The sequence below is a fragment of the Synechococcus sp. A15-24 genome, from assembly GCF_014280195.1.
Lineage (GTDB): Bacteria > Cyanobacteriota > Cyanobacteriia > PCC-6307 > Cyanobiaceae > Parasynechococcus.
Genome location: NZ_CP047960.1, coordinates 865945 through 882340, shown reverse-complemented (window position 1 = coordinate 882340; position 16396 = coordinate 865945). Strand labels below are relative to the sequence as shown.

15 protein-coding genes are annotated in these 16396 nt (G+C 63.3%); 5 read left to right on the top strand and 10 right to left on the bottom strand.

The features are described 5' to 3' along the window. Positions 1-21: 21 nt before the first annotated feature. Together SynA1524_RS04740 and malQ are read left to right on the top strand one after the other, a co-directional pair. Entirely contained in the window at positions 22-1050 is a 1029-nt protein-coding gene (locus SynA1524_RS04740) for an NAD(P)-dependent oxidoreductase (RefSeq protein WP_186499166.1), read from the top strand. 33 nt (positions 1051-1083) lie between these two features. Continuing rightward, complete coding sequence (malQ, locus tag SynA1524_RS04735; protein WP_186499165.1) at positions 1084-2640, top strand: 4-alpha-glucanotransferase; 1557 nt, start codon at positions 1084-1086, stop codon at positions 2638-2640. On the opposite strand, the gene SynA1524_RS04730 is transcribed toward malQ, so the two are convergent. From SynA1524_RS04730 to SynA1524_RS04705, 6 genes are all read right to left on the bottom strand, one after another. Further along, complete coding sequence (locus SynA1524_RS04730; protein WP_186499164.1) at positions 2568-3488, bottom strand: helix-turn-helix domain-containing protein; 921 nt, start codon at positions 3486-3488, stop codon at positions 2568-2570. The genes malQ and SynA1524_RS04730 overlap by 73 nt on opposite strands. After that, the gene (locus SynA1524_RS04725) at positions 3479-4219 is read right to left on the bottom strand and encodes a pseudouridine synthase (protein ID WP_186499163.1); all 741 of its coding nucleotides are present in this window, start codon (positions 4217-4219) and stop codon (positions 3479-3481) included. The genes SynA1524_RS04730 and SynA1524_RS04725 overlap by 10 nt, the downstream gene beginning before the upstream one ends. Continuing rightward, positions 4216-5313 (bottom strand): sensor histidine kinase, encoded by a 1098-nt coding sequence (locus SynA1524_RS04720; RefSeq protein WP_186499508.1) that lies wholly within the window; start codon positions 5311-5313, stop codon positions 4216-4218. Before SynA1524_RS04720 ends, SynA1524_RS04725 begins: the two co-directional genes overlap by 4 nt. A 52-nt stretch (positions 5314-5365) precedes the next feature. Then, positions 5366-6073 (bottom strand): response regulator transcription factor, encoded by a 708-nt coding sequence (locus SynA1524_RS04715; RefSeq protein WP_186499507.1) that lies wholly within the window; start codon positions 6071-6073, stop codon positions 5366-5368. Positions 6074-6157: 84 nt separating this feature from the next. Further along, the gene (locus SynA1524_RS04710; RefSeq protein WP_186482967.1) at positions 6158-6577 is read right to left on the bottom strand and encodes a hypothetical protein; all 420 of its coding nucleotides are present in this window, start codon (positions 6575-6577) and stop codon (positions 6158-6160) included. Positions 6578-6622: 45 nt separating this feature from the next. Then, the gene (locus tag SynA1524_RS04705; protein ID WP_186499506.1) at positions 6623-8272 is read right to left on the bottom strand and encodes an ABC1 kinase family protein; all 1650 of its coding nucleotides are present in this window, start codon (positions 8270-8272) and stop codon (positions 6623-6625) included. A gap of 50 nt (positions 8273-8322) precedes the next feature. On the opposite strand from SynA1524_RS04705, the gene SynA1524_RS04700 reads away from it, so the two are divergent. Genes SynA1524_RS04700 through SynA1524_RS04690 form a run of 3 tightly spaced genes read left to right on the top strand, consistent with a single transcriptional unit; the run spans position 8323 to position 11139 of the window. Further along, positions 8323-9729, top strand: coding sequence for an Orn/Lys/Arg family decarboxylase (locus tag SynA1524_RS04700; RefSeq protein ID WP_186499162.1), 1407 nt, complete (start codon positions 8323-8325; stop codon positions 9727-9729). Then, positions 9726-10187: a septal ring lytic transglycosylase RlpA family protein gene (locus SynA1524_RS04695; RefSeq protein ID WP_186499161.1), complete on the top strand. Its 462-nt coding sequence runs from the start codon at positions 9726-9728 to the stop codon at positions 10185-10187. The genes SynA1524_RS04700 and SynA1524_RS04695 overlap by 4 nt, the downstream gene beginning before the upstream one ends. A 40-nt stretch (positions 10188-10227) precedes the next feature. Next, on the top strand, positions 10228-11139 hold the full coding sequence (locus tag SynA1524_RS04690) for a phosphatidate cytidylyltransferase (protein WP_186499160.1): 912 nt from the start codon (positions 10228-10230) through the stop codon (positions 11137-11139). A gap of 21 nt (positions 11140-11160) precedes the next feature. On the opposite strand, the gene SynA1524_RS04685 is transcribed toward SynA1524_RS04690, so the two are convergent. The 4 genes from SynA1524_RS04685 to SynA1524_RS04670 are packed head-to-tail and all read right to left on the bottom strand — an operon-like array spanning position 11161 to position 16281. After that, a complete protein-coding gene (locus SynA1524_RS04685; protein WP_186499159.1) occupies positions 11161-11784 on the bottom strand; it encodes an LmeA family phospholipid-binding protein in 624 nt (207 codons plus the stop codon). Next, positions 11784-12644 (bottom strand): alpha/beta fold hydrolase, encoded by an 861-nt coding sequence (locus SynA1524_RS04680; RefSeq protein ID WP_186499158.1) that lies wholly within the window; start codon positions 12642-12644, stop codon positions 11784-11786. Before SynA1524_RS04680 ends, SynA1524_RS04685 begins: the two co-directional genes overlap by 1 nt. Next, the gene (locus tag SynA1524_RS04675; protein ID WP_186499157.1) at positions 12641-13741 is read right to left on the bottom strand and encodes an iron-containing alcohol dehydrogenase family protein; all 1101 of its coding nucleotides are present in this window, start codon (positions 13739-13741) and stop codon (positions 12641-12643) included. The genes SynA1524_RS04680 and SynA1524_RS04675 overlap by 4 nt, the downstream gene beginning before the upstream one ends. After that, the gene (locus tag SynA1524_RS04670; protein WP_186499156.1) at positions 13741-16281 is read right to left on the bottom strand and encodes an ATP-dependent Clp protease ATP-binding subunit; all 2541 of its coding nucleotides are present in this window, start codon (positions 16279-16281) and stop codon (positions 13741-13743) included. The genes SynA1524_RS04675 and SynA1524_RS04670 overlap by 1 nt, the downstream gene beginning before the upstream one ends. Between the last annotated feature and the right edge of the window lie 115 nt (positions 16282-16396).

The following is a 16396-nucleotide window of genomic DNA, read 5'->3' as shown; positions in this document are numbered from 1 at the left end:
AGTTGTCCAGTCCCGAGCACCATGGCTCTGCGTCATGACTTCCGCAGCCGACCGCCTGAACAGGTGCGGGTGGTGGTGTTCGGAGCCACCGGCTACATCGGTCGCTTTGTGGTGCGCGAGCTGGTGGAGCGGGGCTATCAGGTGGTCGCCTTTGCCCGCGAACGCAGTGGCATCGGGGGGCGCCAGAGCCAGGAGCAGGTGATCAACGACCTCAAGGGCGCTGAGGTCCGCTTTGGCGACGTCACCGACCCCGCCTCCCTTGCTGCCGAGGCCTTCAACCAACCCACGGATGTGGTGGTCTCCTGTCTGGCGTCCCGCACCGGAGGCCGAAAAGACTCCTGGGCGATTGACCACCAGGCCACCCTCAACACCTACCGGGAGGGACGACGGGCTGGTGTGGCCCACTACGTGCTGCTCTCGGCGATCTGCGTGCAGAAACCGCTGCTGGAATTCCAGAAGGCGAAACTGGCCTTTGAAGCGGAACTGCAGGCCGATGGGGAGATGACCCATTCGATTGTTCGGCCCACCGCCTTCTTCAAAAGTCTGGGTGGGCAGGTGGAAAGCTGTCGCAAAGGGGGGCCCTATGTGATGTTCGGAGGCGGCGAACTGGCCAGCTGCAAACCGATCAGCGAAGCCGACCTGGCCCGCTTCATGGCCGATTGCCTGCGGGATGAGGACAAACGCAATCAGGTGCTGCCCATCGGCGGGCCAGGGCCAGCCCTCAGCGCCAAACAACAGGGAGAAATGCTGTTCCGCGCCTTGGGGCGCCCTCCGCGCATGCTCTCGGTCCCCATTGCCCTGATGGACGGTCCAATCGCTCTGCTGGAGGGACTGTCCCGACTGTTCCCCGGACTTCAGGACACCGCCGAATTCGGACGCATCGGGCGGTACTACGCCGCTGAGTCCATGTTGGTGTGGGATCCCGAGCATCAGTGCTATGACGCCGATGCCACCCCCTCCTATGGAAACGACACCCTCGAACAGTTCTTTGAACGGGTGGTGCGCGATGGCATGGCGTGTCAGGACCTGGGGGATGCCGCCTTGTTCTGAAGCGGCCATCCTTTTGGTGAGATCGGAGATCCGATGGATCAGCCCACAGCACCGCGTCCTCGCAGCACAGGGGTTCTGCTCCATCCCACCGCGCTCCCCGGCAGCCCGGTCTGCGGCAGCTTCGGCGAACCCTGCCGCCGCTGGGTTCATCAACTGGCGGACAACAACATCGGGGTCTGGCAGATCCTGCCGCTGGCACCTCCGGATCCCACCGGCTCCCCGTACAGCTCACCTTCCTGTTTTGCGCTGAACCCCTGGCTGCTGGATGCAGCGGATCTGACGGCGGAAGGGTTCATCAGCGGCGAGGACCAGGAAACGCTCCCCGGCGCCGACGCCGCCTCTGAAGGCGTTGACAGGGTGGATTTTGCGCTGGCCAACCAACGCAGTCAGGCGCTGGCCACGGCCCTGTTGAGCCGCTGGCCCAGTCAGAACCAGGAGCGCCAGGAAGCCTTCCGCTCCTGGTGCGAAGTACAGGCCTGGCTGGAGGACCACGCCCGTTACAGCGTTCTGCATGATCAACACCAGGACGCCTGGTGGAGCTGGCCCGCACCCCTGGCGACGCATCGGGAGAGAGCGCTTCAACGCTGGTGCGACGGCCACGGCGAGGCGTTGCTGCAGGTGAAGTTGGTCCAGTGGCACCTGGACCGCCAATGGCAGGCCATCCGAACGCTGGCAAAGGAGCGCGGGGTGCTGGTCTTCGGCGATCTGCCCTTTTATGTGAGCGCCGACAGTGCCGATGTCTGGAGCCACCGCGCCCTGTTCACCATCAAGGAGAACGGCGAACTCACCACCCAAAGCGGTGTTCCCCCCGATTACTTTTCCGAGACGGGACAGCTGTGGGGATCCCCGGTGTACCGCTGGGGCCGTCACCGACTCACCCGCTTCGGTTGGTGGAGGCATCGCATCGCCCGGCAGCGGCAATTGGCGGATCTGCTTCGGCTCGACCACTTCCGCGCCCTTGCCGGCTACTGGGCCGTGCCAGGCGGCGACACCACAGCGCAGAACGGCAGCTGGCAGCCTTCTCCCGGTCGGTCCCTGCTGAGCAAGCTGCAGCGGGATGGTGGCGGTGCCCTGCCCTTGATCGCTGAAGACCTTGGGGTGATCACTCCCGATGTGGAAGCCCTCAGGGATGGCTTCCGGCTGCCGGGGATGAAGGTGCTGCAGTTCGCCTTCGATGGCATGCAGGACAACCCCTATCTGCCCGAAAACATCCAAGGCAGCAGCTGGGTGGTTTACACTGGTACCCATGATAACCCCACCACTCTGGGCTGGTGGAACAAACTCGATGATGCGAGTAAGCAGCGCATCGCCAGTCGGGTCAACGGGCCTGTTGAGGCTCCGGCCTGGCATCTGTTCGATATGGCCTTTGCCACCCCAGCGGAACTGGTGATGGCTCCGCTGCAGGATCTGCTGCATCTGGACGACAGCGCCCGCTTCAACACTCCAGGGACCAGCGAAGGCAACTGGAGCTGGCGGTTGCCGCGGTTCGACGAGGATCTGAATGGAGCCCTGAAGGGTTACGGAGAACGGGGAGCTGTCTGGGGCCGCAGTGGAGCGGGAGCTGCCGCCCTGGTGGCTTCGACCCGGTAGGTGCCAGGTCGGCTCTTGTCGCCTGTGAGAACCTGACCATTCCATAGCAACTGATCAGCCTTCTCCGGCGGCGGTTTGATCACCACCTGCACTGGTGCCAGCAACTGCAGGGTTGCCGTGCCGGCCTCGAGTTGCAGCTGCAGTCGGTCACCGCCGCCGCTGGCCAATTGAAGCTGACGCGGCTGCGTCAACTTGAGGCTGAGCACGCCTGGGCGGGGCAGTGGCGGTCCACCGGCAGCGTTCAACCAGTCCAGTGGCTGCCGTTGGCGGGCCAGATCCAGCGGCCGCAGGGCTTTGAGATCAGGGTCGTTGGAGGGCAGAGATGTGGCCTGATCCAGGCCGCTCAGGTCAGCGCGCACCGGCTCAAGACTCTGGCTGTTGCGCAGGGCGAGGTTCTGCTGCTGCCGGTTGATCATCAGCAGGCTGATGCCGATCAACACCGCATAAACAACACCTCCCTGCCAGGTGGTGAATACATCAATGCTGCCCAGCGTGAAGCGGCGCTGCGTCAGATTCACCTGACGCTGGCGGATCACAGCAGGCGGTAGAACCGGCTGCAGCACCCCCGGCGTCAACGCCAGCCGACGCTCCAGCTGCGGCAGCATCGACGCCAGGTATGCACGCTCCGGCAGGCGATCGGACCAGCCGCGCTCGAGAGCCTCAATCACCGGAGTGGTGATCCGGGTCTCCTGGGCCAGCCCCCGCAAAGTCAACCCTTCAGCCTCACGACGTTGCGTCAGCAGCTGACCCAGCTCACGCAGCTGTTCCTCGCGCGTGAGCCCATCAGGAGCCACCTCCTGGGAGGAACGGGAGCGACGCCGCCAGGGGCGTTGGAACGTCAGGCGCATGGTCCGTTGGGCTCGCCCTGGTCAAGCAATTGCTGCCATTCTCCCCTGCTCAGATGGCGCCAGCGACCTTCCGGCAGCGGCCCCAGGCGCAGACCGGCGATGGCCACCCGCTGCAAATCGAGAACCGGATGGCCCAGCAGGTCCGCAACCCGGCGAATCTGACGGTTGCGGCCCTCCAGCAGAACAACCTCGAGCAGTGTGCGTTCGGAGCGACGCTGCAGCACGCGAACCTCGGCCGATCTTGTGCGTGTGCCGTCCAGCGAGACCCCTTGCCGCCAGCGCTGCAGGCTGGTGTTCAGCGGCGTCCCGTCCACCCAGACCCGATAGGTCTTGGCATGGTCAAAGCGGGGATGGGTCAACCGCAACGTCAGCTCACCCTGGTCCGTCAACAGGAGAGCGCCTCGGCTATCGGCATCCAGACGCCCAACCGGGTGGAGTCCCTGGCGCAGCTGCCGCGGCAGCAGATCCAGAACCGTGGACCGCCCGCGGGGGTCGCGGCAGGTGCTGATCACACCAGGTGGCTTGTTGATCAGCAGCACAGTGGGCTCCCGACGGGGACACAACGGCCTGCCATCAACCTGGATGACCTGGCTGTCAGGGTCCGCCTGATCGCCAAGGCTTGCGACCTGGCCGTCCACATTTACCCGGCCTGCCTCGATCCAGGCTTCAGCGGTCCGCCGCGAGCACAGTCCAGCTGCGGCGATCAGTTTCTGCAGCCGCTGCCGGGTCACGCGCTCAGACTCTTGGGCAGCACCAATTCCATGCAGGTTCCGCCATTCGGATGGTTGCGCGCTTCAACGCGGCCTCCGTGATTCACGGCAATCTGTTGCACGATCGCGAGGCCCAGGCCGCTGCCGCTGCGGGCGGATCGGGCCCGAGATGGATCACCGCGGTAGAAACGCTGAAACATGCCGCCAAGGTCGGAGTCGCTCAGTCCGGGGCCGTGATCGCGGATGCTGAGCAACCACCAGCCACCACTGGGAACAATGGAGACATCGACGCTGGAACCTTTAGGGGAATACCGCAGGGCGTTGTCCAGCAGATTGAGCACCGCCCGGTGCAGGCGCCGCTGATCACCCATCATCGGCCCTGTTTCGGTTCGATCCAGATCCAGCGTCACCTCGCGTTCCTCCGCCAAAGGGCGAATGCTGGTCCAGGCACTGTCCACCAGATCTTCCAGGGTGATGGCGGTGTAGCTGCTGCTCTCCTGGGGCAGGCTGTTTTCAAGGCGAGACAGCTCGAGCAGGTCCTCCACCATCAGCTGCAGCCGACGCAGCTCGCGCTGCAGGCGCTGCACCAGCACGGTGTCAGCGCCGTCCACGGCCATCTCAAGCCGATCGCTGACCAACATCAGGGCCGTCAGCGGTGTCTTGAGCTCGTGGGCCACATCGCTGACCCAGCGCTCCTGCTGCTGTTGCTGTGCCTCCAGTGATTGACGGCTCTGAATCAGCACCAGAAGCCATTCATCGGATCCCGGCAGCACGAAGCCTTCCAGGGGCTCCCCCAACTGCTCCCACTCGCTGCGTTGAGGCCGTTGCTGATAGCGGGTGCTGATGATCGCCTCTTCGAGCTGAGGAATCGACAGCACATGATCCATCGGCATGCCACGCACCAGGAGATTCCTGGATATGTGCAGCAACCGCTCGGCCCGGGCGTTGATGTAGGCGATGGACAGATCCGGCGACAGGATCAACCAGCCCTGGGTCGCGGCATCAATCCAGGCCAACAGTTGAGGGGCGTTGAGCACCCCTGGGGGAAAACCGGGACAGTCCTCGTCTTCAGCAATCCGCGCCCGCCGCAGCCGTCGACGCTGGATGACCGACATTGTCGCGGCGCCGACGCCGAACCCGATCAGAAGGGAAACAAGCACCAGCTGCTCAGCCGAAGCGATAGCCGAAGCCGCGCACCGTGCGGATCAATTCAGGTGAGGAGGGTTGCTCCTCGATCTTCTCCCGCAACCAGCGGATATGAACGTCCACGGTTTTGGTGTCACCGACAAAATCCAATCCCCAGATTTTTTCGAGCAGCTGATCGCGACTCCAGACCCGCTTCGGGTGCTGAAGGAACAGCTCCAGGATCTTGTACTCCTTGGGGGAGAGATTGAGGTCGTTTCCATCACGGGTGACCCGGCACTCATTGATGTAAAGGCAGAGATTGGCGTGGCTGTAAACCTCGGGAAGCACCGAGGGGGCATGCTGAGCGCGCCGCAGCAGGGCCCGGCAGCGGGCCACCAACTCTCTGAGGCCGAACGGCTTCACCAGATAGTCATCAGCCCCCACCTCAAGACCGAGCACCCGATCCGTTTCACTGTCCCGCGCACTGATCACCAGGATCGGGGTGTTGTTGTTGAAGCGCCGCAATTCACGGCAGAGATCCAACCCCCCCAGGCCGGGCAGCATCAGGTCGAGAACCAGCAGATCCACCTGCTGCGCAGGTTCATTGGTGAGCAAGCTGAGGGCTTCGGCCCCGTCGCCACAGGTGAGAACGTCGTAACCCTCGGCGCGGAGGGCTTCACCAACGGTTTCACGGATGCTGTCGTCATCCTCAACTACAAGCAATCTGCTGGTGGCCACGGCAGCGGGCATTGTGGTCACGCCGGAAGGTGTCGAGACTCCTGCAGTCTGGCCCTCAGGACGGCCTTGGTCGAGTCATTCACCCAGAACGTCCGGTCAGAAGAACTCGTCGAAGTTGTCGAAATCAACGGCCTTGAAGTTGCCGCTTTCCACCTGCAGCATCAATCGCTCCAGCTGAGCGAAGAGAGCACCACCCGTCAGCAGCGACAGCAACAACGCCACCAGGAGCGCCGCACCGGCGGCGAAGCCGAAGATCTGCAGGCAGCAGCCGATGAACAGGGTGATCCCTATCAGGATGCCGGTGAAGCTGAGGCTGATCTCCGCTGTGGCCAGAGGCAGAAGCGGAAGACGATCCTGCTTCCAGCCATCGAGCTTGTCCTGCACCTGACGGCCAAAGGTCAACCCGCACAACACACCCATCAACAGCCCCACACCAGCCATCAGGTAAGGAGGCTGGGGCAGCACGGCCATCTGCAACAGCATCTCTAGCTGTTCAGCGGTGATTTCCTCGGGCATCGACGCCTCAGATGGCTTGAAAGTCGCGACCCTAGCGGCAACTGATCAGGCAGCCGCCAGAGGATTGAGGCGTTGCAACAGGCCACCGGCAATCCGGGCTGGACCGAAGGTGCGGGCCATCAGTCCCATCAGCGCCTGCACGTCATCGGTGTGCAACCGGTTATCGCGGATCAGGGTGAGCAGCAGTCGTTTGCGTAGATCGGCACCATCGCGACTGAGCAACAAGCGCAGGCCTGCACCAGCAACGGGCAGCAGTTCTTTTCCAGGTGCTGGTGCATCCTGACCGACCACAGCAAGAAGGTTTTCCAGCCGATCAAGGGACAGACGCCCGTCCGCATCGAAGATCACCTCCAGCAGTTTGTCGCGCATCTCACGGGTGTCCCCCGCCAGCAGCCGTCGTGCCACGTAGGGATAGGCGACAGCAATGATGCGGAAGTTCGGATCCAAACGCAGCGCCAGCCCCTCCTGACTGACCACCGCCCGGATGATCAGAGCGAAGCGTGCCGGGACCCGGAAGGGATAGTCGAACATCAGCTCTGAAAAGCGATCGGTGATCGCCTTGAAGTTGAACGAGCCGACGGAGTCCCCAAGGCTGCCGCCGAGCACCTCCTCCAGGGCCGGCACGATCGGGGTGAGATCCGCGCTGGGGCTGAGGAAGCCGAGCGACTGAAAATCCTCAGCCAACCCGGCAAAGTCGCGGTTGATCAGATGCACCACGGCTCCGGTGAGGGTGAGCCGGTCGCTGTCGCTGATCGAATCCATCATTCCAAAGTCGACATAGCCGACATGGCCCAGGTCGCCGCTGCGGCCCTGCAGTGCGAAGAGGTTGCCGGGATGCGGGTCGGCATGGAAGTACCCGAATTCCAGCAGTTGTTGCAGGCCGCAAATCACCCCGGTGCGAATCAGTGCGGCAGGGTCGAGTTGCAGCGCCTGCAGCTCGTCGCTGTCGCGCATCTTGACGCCATCGATCCAGGTGGTGGTGAGCACCCGGGTGGAGCTGAGCATCCGCTCCACCCGCGGAACGTAAACCGCGTCGTTGTCGGCGAAGAGGCTGGCGAAGCGTTCGGCGTTGTCGGCTTCCTGGACGTAGTCAATCTCTTCAAACAGGCTGCGACCGAACTCATCGATGATGTCGCCGAGACCGAAACCGAGATTGAGCGGCAGCAGCGGAGCTGTGATGACACCCAGCAGACGGATCAGCACCAGATCGCGGCGTAGGATGAAGGTGAGGTTGGGGCGCTGTACCTTCACGGCAACCCAGGCATTCCCTTCCAGACGGGCTTTGTAGACCTGTCCAAGGCTGGCGGCCGCGATCGGAGCATCCGGGAACGCGTCGAACAGCTCATGGGCCGATGCACCGAGCTCCTGTTCAATGCGCTCCAGTGCCAGGGCATGGGGGAAGGCGGGAAGGTCGTCCTGAAGTCGTGTCAGCTCTTCAAGCCAGTCCCGGCGGACGAGGTCAGGACGAGTGGACAGGGCCTGCCCCACCTTGATGAAACAGGGCCCCAATCCGGTGAGGGTGTTGAGGATGCGGCGGGCCAGCCGTTGCTGCACAGCTGAGTCCGAGCTGCCCCCCTGCAGCAGCAGCACCAGCACGAGACCCCCCAGGGACCACAACACCTGGATCAGGCGGGGAATGGCGATCCATGGTCGCAGCAGCAGCCAGCGTAGATCGCGGCCGGGGTCGTATCGCATCGCCAGCGCCCAGAACAGCACCAGACTCTAAGGAGATCCCACTGGATCCCATGGCCCTGCTGCCGCTGTTGCATCGAGACGTCGGTCGCCCGCTGTTTCTGCCGGCCCATGGACGGGGCTCAGCCCTCCCTCCGGCGATGCGGCGGTTGCTGCAACGACCCGCCGGCCTCTGGGACCTGCCGGAACTACCGGCGCTGGGGGGGCCACTGGAGAACGACGGAGCCGTGGCCGACAGCCAACGTGCTGCAGCGGATGCGATGGGGGTCAACCGCTGCTGGTACGGCGTCAACGGAGCCACAGGATTGCTGCAGGCGGCCCTGCTGGGCATCAGCCGCCCCGGGGAGGCGGTGTTGATGCCTCGCAATGCGCACCGCTGTCTGATTCAGGCCTGCCTGCTTGGCCAGCTCACGCCACTGCTGTTCGATCTGCCCTACCAGCCAGACCGCGGCCACCCTGCTCCCGCAGATGCACCGTGGCTCGAGAGCGTTCTTGCGGCCCTTCCTGCGGAGCATCCACCGATCAGCGCGGCAGTGCTGGTGCATCCCACTTATCAGGGCTATGGGCTGGACCCTGCACCGTTGATCCGAAGCCTGCAGCAGCGGGGCTGGCCCGTGCTGGTGGATGAGGCCCATGGCAGTCATTTCGCTGCAGACGTGGATCCAGAGCTGCCCCCAAGTGCGCTGCAGGGGGGGGCTGATCTGGTGGTGCATTCCCTGCAGAAGTCAGCGACGGGACTGGCTCAGACCGCCGTGCTCTGGCAGCAGGGGGAGCGCGTGGACATCGCTGCGCTGCAGCGCAGCCTGGGCTGGCTGCAGACCACCAGCCCCAGTGCACTACTTCTGGCCTCCTGTGAAGCCGCGCTGCACCACTGGCGCAGCAGCGCTGGTCGCCGGCAACTGCGCCAACGACTGGTACAGGCCCGAACACTGCGGGACCAGCTGCGCCGCGATGGCCTGCCGCTGCTGACCACCGACGACCCGCTGCGGCTGGTGCTGCACTCGGGCCGTGCCGGCATCAGCGGCCTGGACGCCGACGACTGGCTTCTGCCACGGGGGTTGGTGGCGGAGCTGCCGGAGCCGGCAACACTCACCTTCTGCCTGGGACTTGCCTACCAGCGAGGCCTACGCCGGACCTTGCGCCGTGCCTGGAAGCAACTGCTGAACGCCCATCCCGGCCGCGCTCCTCAGCCGCCCCTGCTTCCACCCCCACTACCGCTGGTGGCGCAACCGGAGGTCCCCCTCGCTGAAGCCTGGCGGGCACCCCGCCGCCTCTGCGCCCTGGAACAGGCGGAGGGAACGATTGCTGCCGATCTGCTCTGTCCTTACCCCCCCGGCATTCCCTTGTTAGTGCCAGGGGAACGGCTGGATGGAGCACGGCTGCAATGGCTGCTGGAGCAACGGCAGCTCTGGGGTGATCAGATCCCATCACGCCTTGCCGTGCTGACCGAGATCGCTTGAATCGGTCCAGCCACGGACTTGGCATGCTTCCCCTGGCTCTGATCCTGTTGCTGACGCCTGCTCAGGCCTGGGGCAGCCCCAGCGCAGAGGAGTTCGCTGTTGAGGACGTTCACGACGAGGAGTGGGCCCCATCCCCCCAACAACCAAGGGCGACGCCTCGGCTGCTGCGGGTGGTGAACGGTGCTGCCAGTTGGTACGGCCCCGGCTTCTATGGCCGCCAGACAGCCAGTGGTGAACGACTGCGCAAAGGCACCTTCACCGCAGCGCACCGGACCCTGCCCTTCGGCACCCGGGTGCGCGTCACCAACCTCGACAACAACCGCAGCGTGGTGGTGCGGATCAATGACCGAGGACCGTTCCGGGATCACCGGGTGATCGACCTGGCCCATGGCGCGGCGAGTGAGCTGCGGATGATGCGGGCCGGCGAAGTCCCCGTGCGCCTCGAGATCCTCCCCTGAGGCCATTGTCTAGCCTGAGCCTGCAGGTCCTCCAGCCAGTGTGATTAGCGAGGTCTTGTCTTCCTCCAACCCGTCATTGCGAGCCGCCAACAGCCTGCGCAAACGATTGCGCAGTGGCATCGCCATCGGCGGCTTCGGCGCAGTGGTGGTTCTGCTGGGGGGCTGGTGGCTCACCCTCGGCGTCGGCGTGATCGTGCATCTGGGTCTGCTGGAGTTCTTCCGCATGGCTCAGTTCAAAGGAATCCGCCCGGCCACCAAAACAACGCTGGTGGCCTGTCAGCTACTGCTGCTCACCACCCAGTGGGCAGCGGTTCAAAGCGGATGGCCCGAGGCGCTGTCGGGGGCGGTGCTGCCCCTGGCCGGTGCCGCCATCTGTGCCTGGTTGCTGCTGCAGCCGGTTACCGGATCGATTGCCGACATCGCCGCATCGATTTTCGGGCTGTTTTATCTGGGGTTTCTGCCCAGCCACTGGCTGGCCCTGCGCAACCTCTCCGATCCGGCCCTGGCTCCAGGAACAGCCTGGCTTTGCAGCAGCGGTCTGGCCATCACCCTCTCGGCCTGCCTTATGATCGTGGCGAGCGATATCGGTTCATGGGCATTCGGCAAGCGCTACGGCAGGACGCCCTTGTCCCCGATCTCGCCGTCCAAAACAGTGGAAGGTGCCCTCGGGGGATTCGGATGCGCCATGGCCGTCGGCCTGCTCTGCGCGCGAGTGATGGGATGGCCGCTTGGGGGATTGCCAGGGGTGGCCGTCGGCGCACTGGTGGCCCTGATTGCCCTGGTGGGAGATCTGACTGAATCGATGATGAAACGCGATGCCGGACTGAAAGACTCCGGTGACGTGCTGCCAGGCCATGGAGGAATCCTTGATCGCATTGATAGCTACCTGTTCACCCCGGCCGTGCTGTACGCGCTGCTGACCCTGGCGAAGCCACTGATCAATGTCAGCTAGCACGATTTAGCTAAGACATTGTCACTCAGGCGTTACGATTGCGTTCCCCTCGAAAGTCAGCAATCCAGCCCCCAGCGTCGCATCGGTGACGGTGATCGCCGGATCCATGGGCAACACGGCTCGGGTCTCCGGGGAATCTGAGGCCGACAGAACAACCGTGCCCGCCTCGGCTCGCAGGCGGAAGCGCTTCCGGATCGGATCCCGTTGTGCGGCGACTGATGCCACCAACTCCAGTTCGTCGTTCTCGATCCGCAGCTGACCCAGGGGCTTCAGGCCCATCAGTTGCTCAGCAATCCAATCGCCGAGTTCACGCCAACGCTCAGACAACAACGCATCGCCAAGCGGCTGACCTGGCATCGACACCGTGCCGCTCACCTGGAAAGGCTCCTTCAGAGCCAACATCCGGCCTGGACGCAACCAGGTGAGATCCAGCTGAATCGGTCCGCTGCTGATCTCGGCATGGTGCAGTGGCAACCCCTCAAAGCACACATCCCGTGCCGACAGAACCGCACCCTGCAGCTGACCGCGCATCAGCCCCAGAGATGACCCCTGCAAGGTGAGGTCAAGATCCCCCACCTGATCACAGCGGCTGCGGATCCAGAGCCCCAGACCGGTGGAGATCAGCTGCAGCAGTGGATCGCTCATCAACCCAGCAGCTCCAGGCAGCGGTCAGCAACCTGTTGCGGCTGATCGATGTGGGGGAGATGACCGCAGGCCTCAAAGGTTTCGGCTGGGTGCTGCAGCAAGCTTTCGGCCGCCAGCTTGAGCGGTGCACGCAGGATCCGATCATCAGCTCCCCAGATCACGTACAGGGGCTGCGGTGGCAACGGCTCGCCACAACCGGCGAAGCCACCGCTGCGGGCAAACGCTGCCAGGGCCTCAGCCCACCCCGGACATTGCAGATGCAGCGATGCGATCTGTTCCTCCGGCGGGCCCACCTGCCCATCCGGATCAGCAAAGGCCTGGCGGCAAAGCCCGCGACGCACCCCAGGGCGACCAAGAAACCAGGCACCAAGCCGATCAAGCAGGGGTGGGACCGGCATGGGCCGGCCCGTCAGTCCAGCAGGCGCCAACAACAGCAACTGATGAATTCTCTCCGGCTGACGTCGGGCCAGCTCCACCGCCACCGCACCACCCATCGAGGCTCCGATCACACCGATGGCCCCATCGGCATCGAGATGCGCAACCAGTGCATCGAGGTGCCGAAGGACAGCATCAGGGCCGTAGGCCGCCTGCGGCGGACGCGGTGAAAAGCCAAAGCCGAACAGATCCGGGATGAACAGCTGAAAGCGATCGGTCAACAGCGGCGCAAGACGACGAAATTCCAGAAAGCTGCTGTCAAAACCATGCAGCATCAGCAGCGGAGGCCCCTGACCAACTACAGCCACCGGGAAGGGAGTCTCAAGGCCCAGACCCTGCAAAGGCCACCACTGCACATGCATCGCCAGGTCCCTGGCCTGCGGGTCCAACAGCCCGGGGATCAAACCATCAAGAAGGGATTTCAAGGCGCGACGGGACTGGGTTCGGCGGCTCCAACCAATGCCTCAAGCAACGCCCCCGGTGTCACCGCAAATGGAAGGTGGTGCAGGTCTGATCCTTCACGGCAGGCAAAGGCACACACTTGTTGCAGATCAGTGAGACTGGCGTTTGACAAGCCAAGATCCTGCAGGCTCACCGGAAGCTGCAACTGCCGCAGCAGGTGAAGCAGCTGGCGATGGGCCTGGCCGGCCAGGCGGTTGCCTCCCAGGCGTTCTTCCAGGCGGAGCTGCACCAGGATTCCGAAGCCCACCTTTTCGCCATGCAACACGGCGTGACAGGCCTGCAGTTGGGTGAGAGCGTTGTGCACGGCGTGTGCTGCAACGGTTCTGCAGCGGGCACCCCCCAAGCCGCCCATCACACCGGCGGTGAGTGCACAGGCCTCGGCCGTGCGGGCCCAGGCCGCACTGTGGGGATCCTGCAGGGCCAGGGGACCATCAATCATCAACTGATCCCGCAGGACACGGGCCATCTGAACGGCCTGCTGCACCAGCCCATCGCTGCTGTTGCCACTGCTGACCGATGCTTCGTACCACTTCGCCAGGGCATCGGCGATGCCGCTGGCCAGGGTGCGCGCAGGAGCCTGGCGAACCAGGCCATGGTCAAACACCAGCAGCTCAGGGCAGCGCGTCAGGGCCACATCACCCTGAAAGGCTCCGTGCATTGAATAAAGATTGGAGAGAGCTGTCCAACCCGCGCAGGTGGCAGCACTTAACGGCACCGTGATGCAGGGCAGCTGAAGGCGATGGGCGAGCAACTTGCCGGCATCAAGAACCTTTCCACCACCGGCGGCAAGAACGGCATCACATTCGGCTGCCTCACAGGCCAGACGCTGTAGATCCTCCTCGCAACAGTCGTGGCTGAGCTCAGCTGGTTGCGGCGCAAGACCGCTCTGAAGGAGATCCGTAGCAAGGGCTGACCGCAGGCTTGACGTGGCCTGACTGCGACCCAACAGGAGAGGGCGGGCACAAAGGGCACTGATCTTGGACAGCGCCTCTGCCCAGGCACCCTCCCCCCGCAGCACCACCGCCGGGGCGATGGCGTGGGAGGAGATGGACACAACCATCAGACAGCTGCACCTGCCAGTTGGGGAGAGCTCTTAGCCAGACCTTTGTGGCGGACGACAACTTTCTTGTCGTCGTCGACATCCACCTCGGCATGGTCACCATCCTTGATCCGGCCGGAGAGCACTTCCTCAGCCAGGGAATCCTCCAGCAACCGCATCACAGCGCGACGCAGGGGGCGGGCTCCATAGGCCGGGTTGTATCCCTCTTCGACCAACCGCTCCTTGAACGCATCGGACACGGTGAGGGTGATGCCTTTCTCGCCCATCCGGCCGAAGACTTCCTTCAGCATGATTTCGGCGATCTCCTTCACCTCGTCGCGACTGAGCTGACGGAACACGATGATCTCGTCGAGTCGGTTGAGGAATTCAGGGCGGAAGTACTGCTTCAGCTCCTCATTCACGAGGGAGCGGATGCGGGTGTATTGAGACTCCTCGGCACTCTCACCGGAGAACTCGAAACCGAGGCCACCGCCACCCTTCTCGATCACCTTCGAACCGATGTTCGAGGTCATGATCACCAGGGTATTTTTGAAGTCGACCGTGCGGCCCTTGGAATCGGTCAGACGGCCATCTTCAAGGAGCTGCAGCAGCAGGTTGAACACATCTGGGTGGGCTTTTTCGATTTCATCGAACAGAACCACGGTGTAAGGACGGCGTCGCACAGCTTCCGTGAGCTGACCACCTTCGTTGAAGCCGACATAGCCCGGAGGCGAACCGATCAGCTTGCTGACAGTGTGGCGCTCCATGAACTCCGACATGTCGAGGCGGATCATCGCCTCCTCACTGCCGAAGAAATAGGTGGCCAGAGCCTTGGTGAGCTCGGTCTTACCGACACCGGTTGGGCCGGAGAAGATGAAGCTGGCGATGGGACGGTTCGGGTTCTTTAGACCGACACGGGCCCGACGGATGGCTTTGGACACCGCCTTGACCGCTTCGTCCTGACCGATCAGACGCTGATGCAGCGTCTCCTCCATGTTCAGCAGCTTCACCGATTCGCTCTCCGTGAGCTTCTGCACCGGCACGCCGGTCCAGGAGGCAACGATCTGGGCAATGTCCTCCTCATTCACCATGGGCGAGGACTCAGCGGACTCTGCCGCAGGCGCATCGTTCGTCTCAGCGGACGCTTCGGTATCGGTAGTGGCATCGGTGCGGTTGGCTTGCAACAGAGAGCGGATCTGATCGCGTAGCTCAACTTCCTTTTCACGCAGTTCACCGGCCTTGGTGAAGTCCTGATCGCGTACGGCGTCTTCTTTCTGTTTCTGGACGCCGCGCAACTCCTTGTCAACTTCCTTGGCCTCGGGTGGAAGCTTGGAATTGAGCAGCCGAACCCGTGAACCGGCCTCATCGATCAGGTCGATCGCCTTATCGGGGAGGAAGCGGTCTGAGATATAGCGATCACCGAGGGTTGCCGCAGCAACCAAAGCATCGTCGGTGATCTTGAGGCGGTGGTGCTGCTCGTAGCGCTCGCGCAGGCCCCGCAGGATTTCGATGGTGTCATCGATGGAGGGCTCACCGACGTTGACGGGCTGGAAGCGCCGTTCCAGCGCAGCATCCCGCTCGATGTGCTTGCGGTACTCATCCAGGGTTGTGGCACCGATGCACTGCAGCTCACCCCTGGCAAGAGCCGGCTTGAGAATGTTGGCCGCATCGATGGCGCCTTCAGCGGCACCGGCACCAATCAAGGTGTGGACCTCGTCGATCACCAGGATCACGTTCCCGGCCGACTTGATCTCTTCCATGATTTTCTTGAGGCGCTCCTCAAACTCACCGCGGTATTTGGTCCCCGCGACGAGCAGACCAATGTCAAGGGTGAGGACGCGCTTGTCTTCCAGGATGTCCGGAATTTCACCCTGCTGGATGCGCTGAGCAAGACCTTCGGCGATGGCCGTCTTGCCCACACCCGGCTCGCCGATCAACACCGGATTGTTCTTGGTGCGGCGACCCAGGATCTGAATGACCCGTTCAATTTCATTGTGGCGACCCACCACGGGGTCGAGCTTGGCCTCGTTGGCCATCTGGGTGAGGTTGCTGCCGAATTCATCCAGGGTTGGCGTTTTGGTGGAACCTTTTGCTCCACCACCACCGCCACCGCCGGACACTTCGGCGGTTTCACCCAACATGCGAATGACCTGGGTTCTGACCTTGGCCAGATCAACACCCAGATTCTCGAGCACACGGGCCGCAACGCCTTCACCTTCCCGGATCAAGCCGAGCAGCAGATGCTCGGTACCGATGTAGTTGTGCCCCAACTGTCTGGCTTCTTCCAGGGAGAGCTCGAGCACCCGCTTCGCCCTTGGCGTGAAGGGGATCTCAACGGCCACAAAGCCAGACCCCCGGCCGATGATCTTCTCCACTTCAACCCGGGCATCCTTGAGGTTGACACCCATTGATTTCAGAACCTTGGCGGCAACACCCGTGCCCTCTCCGATCAGACCCAGAAGGATCTGCTCGGTGCCCACAAAGTTGTGACCAAGTCGCCGAGCCTCTTCCTGGGCCAGCATGATCACCTTGATGGCCTTCTCGGTAAAGCGTTCGAACATCGCGAGGCCGATGCATAAGTGTGTCCAAGCTATCAGGACTCTGAGGCCGATGCGAGTGTTCGGTTGGTTCGGTCACTTTCCAGTCGTCAACTGGCCTGTCGCGCCCACAAATTAA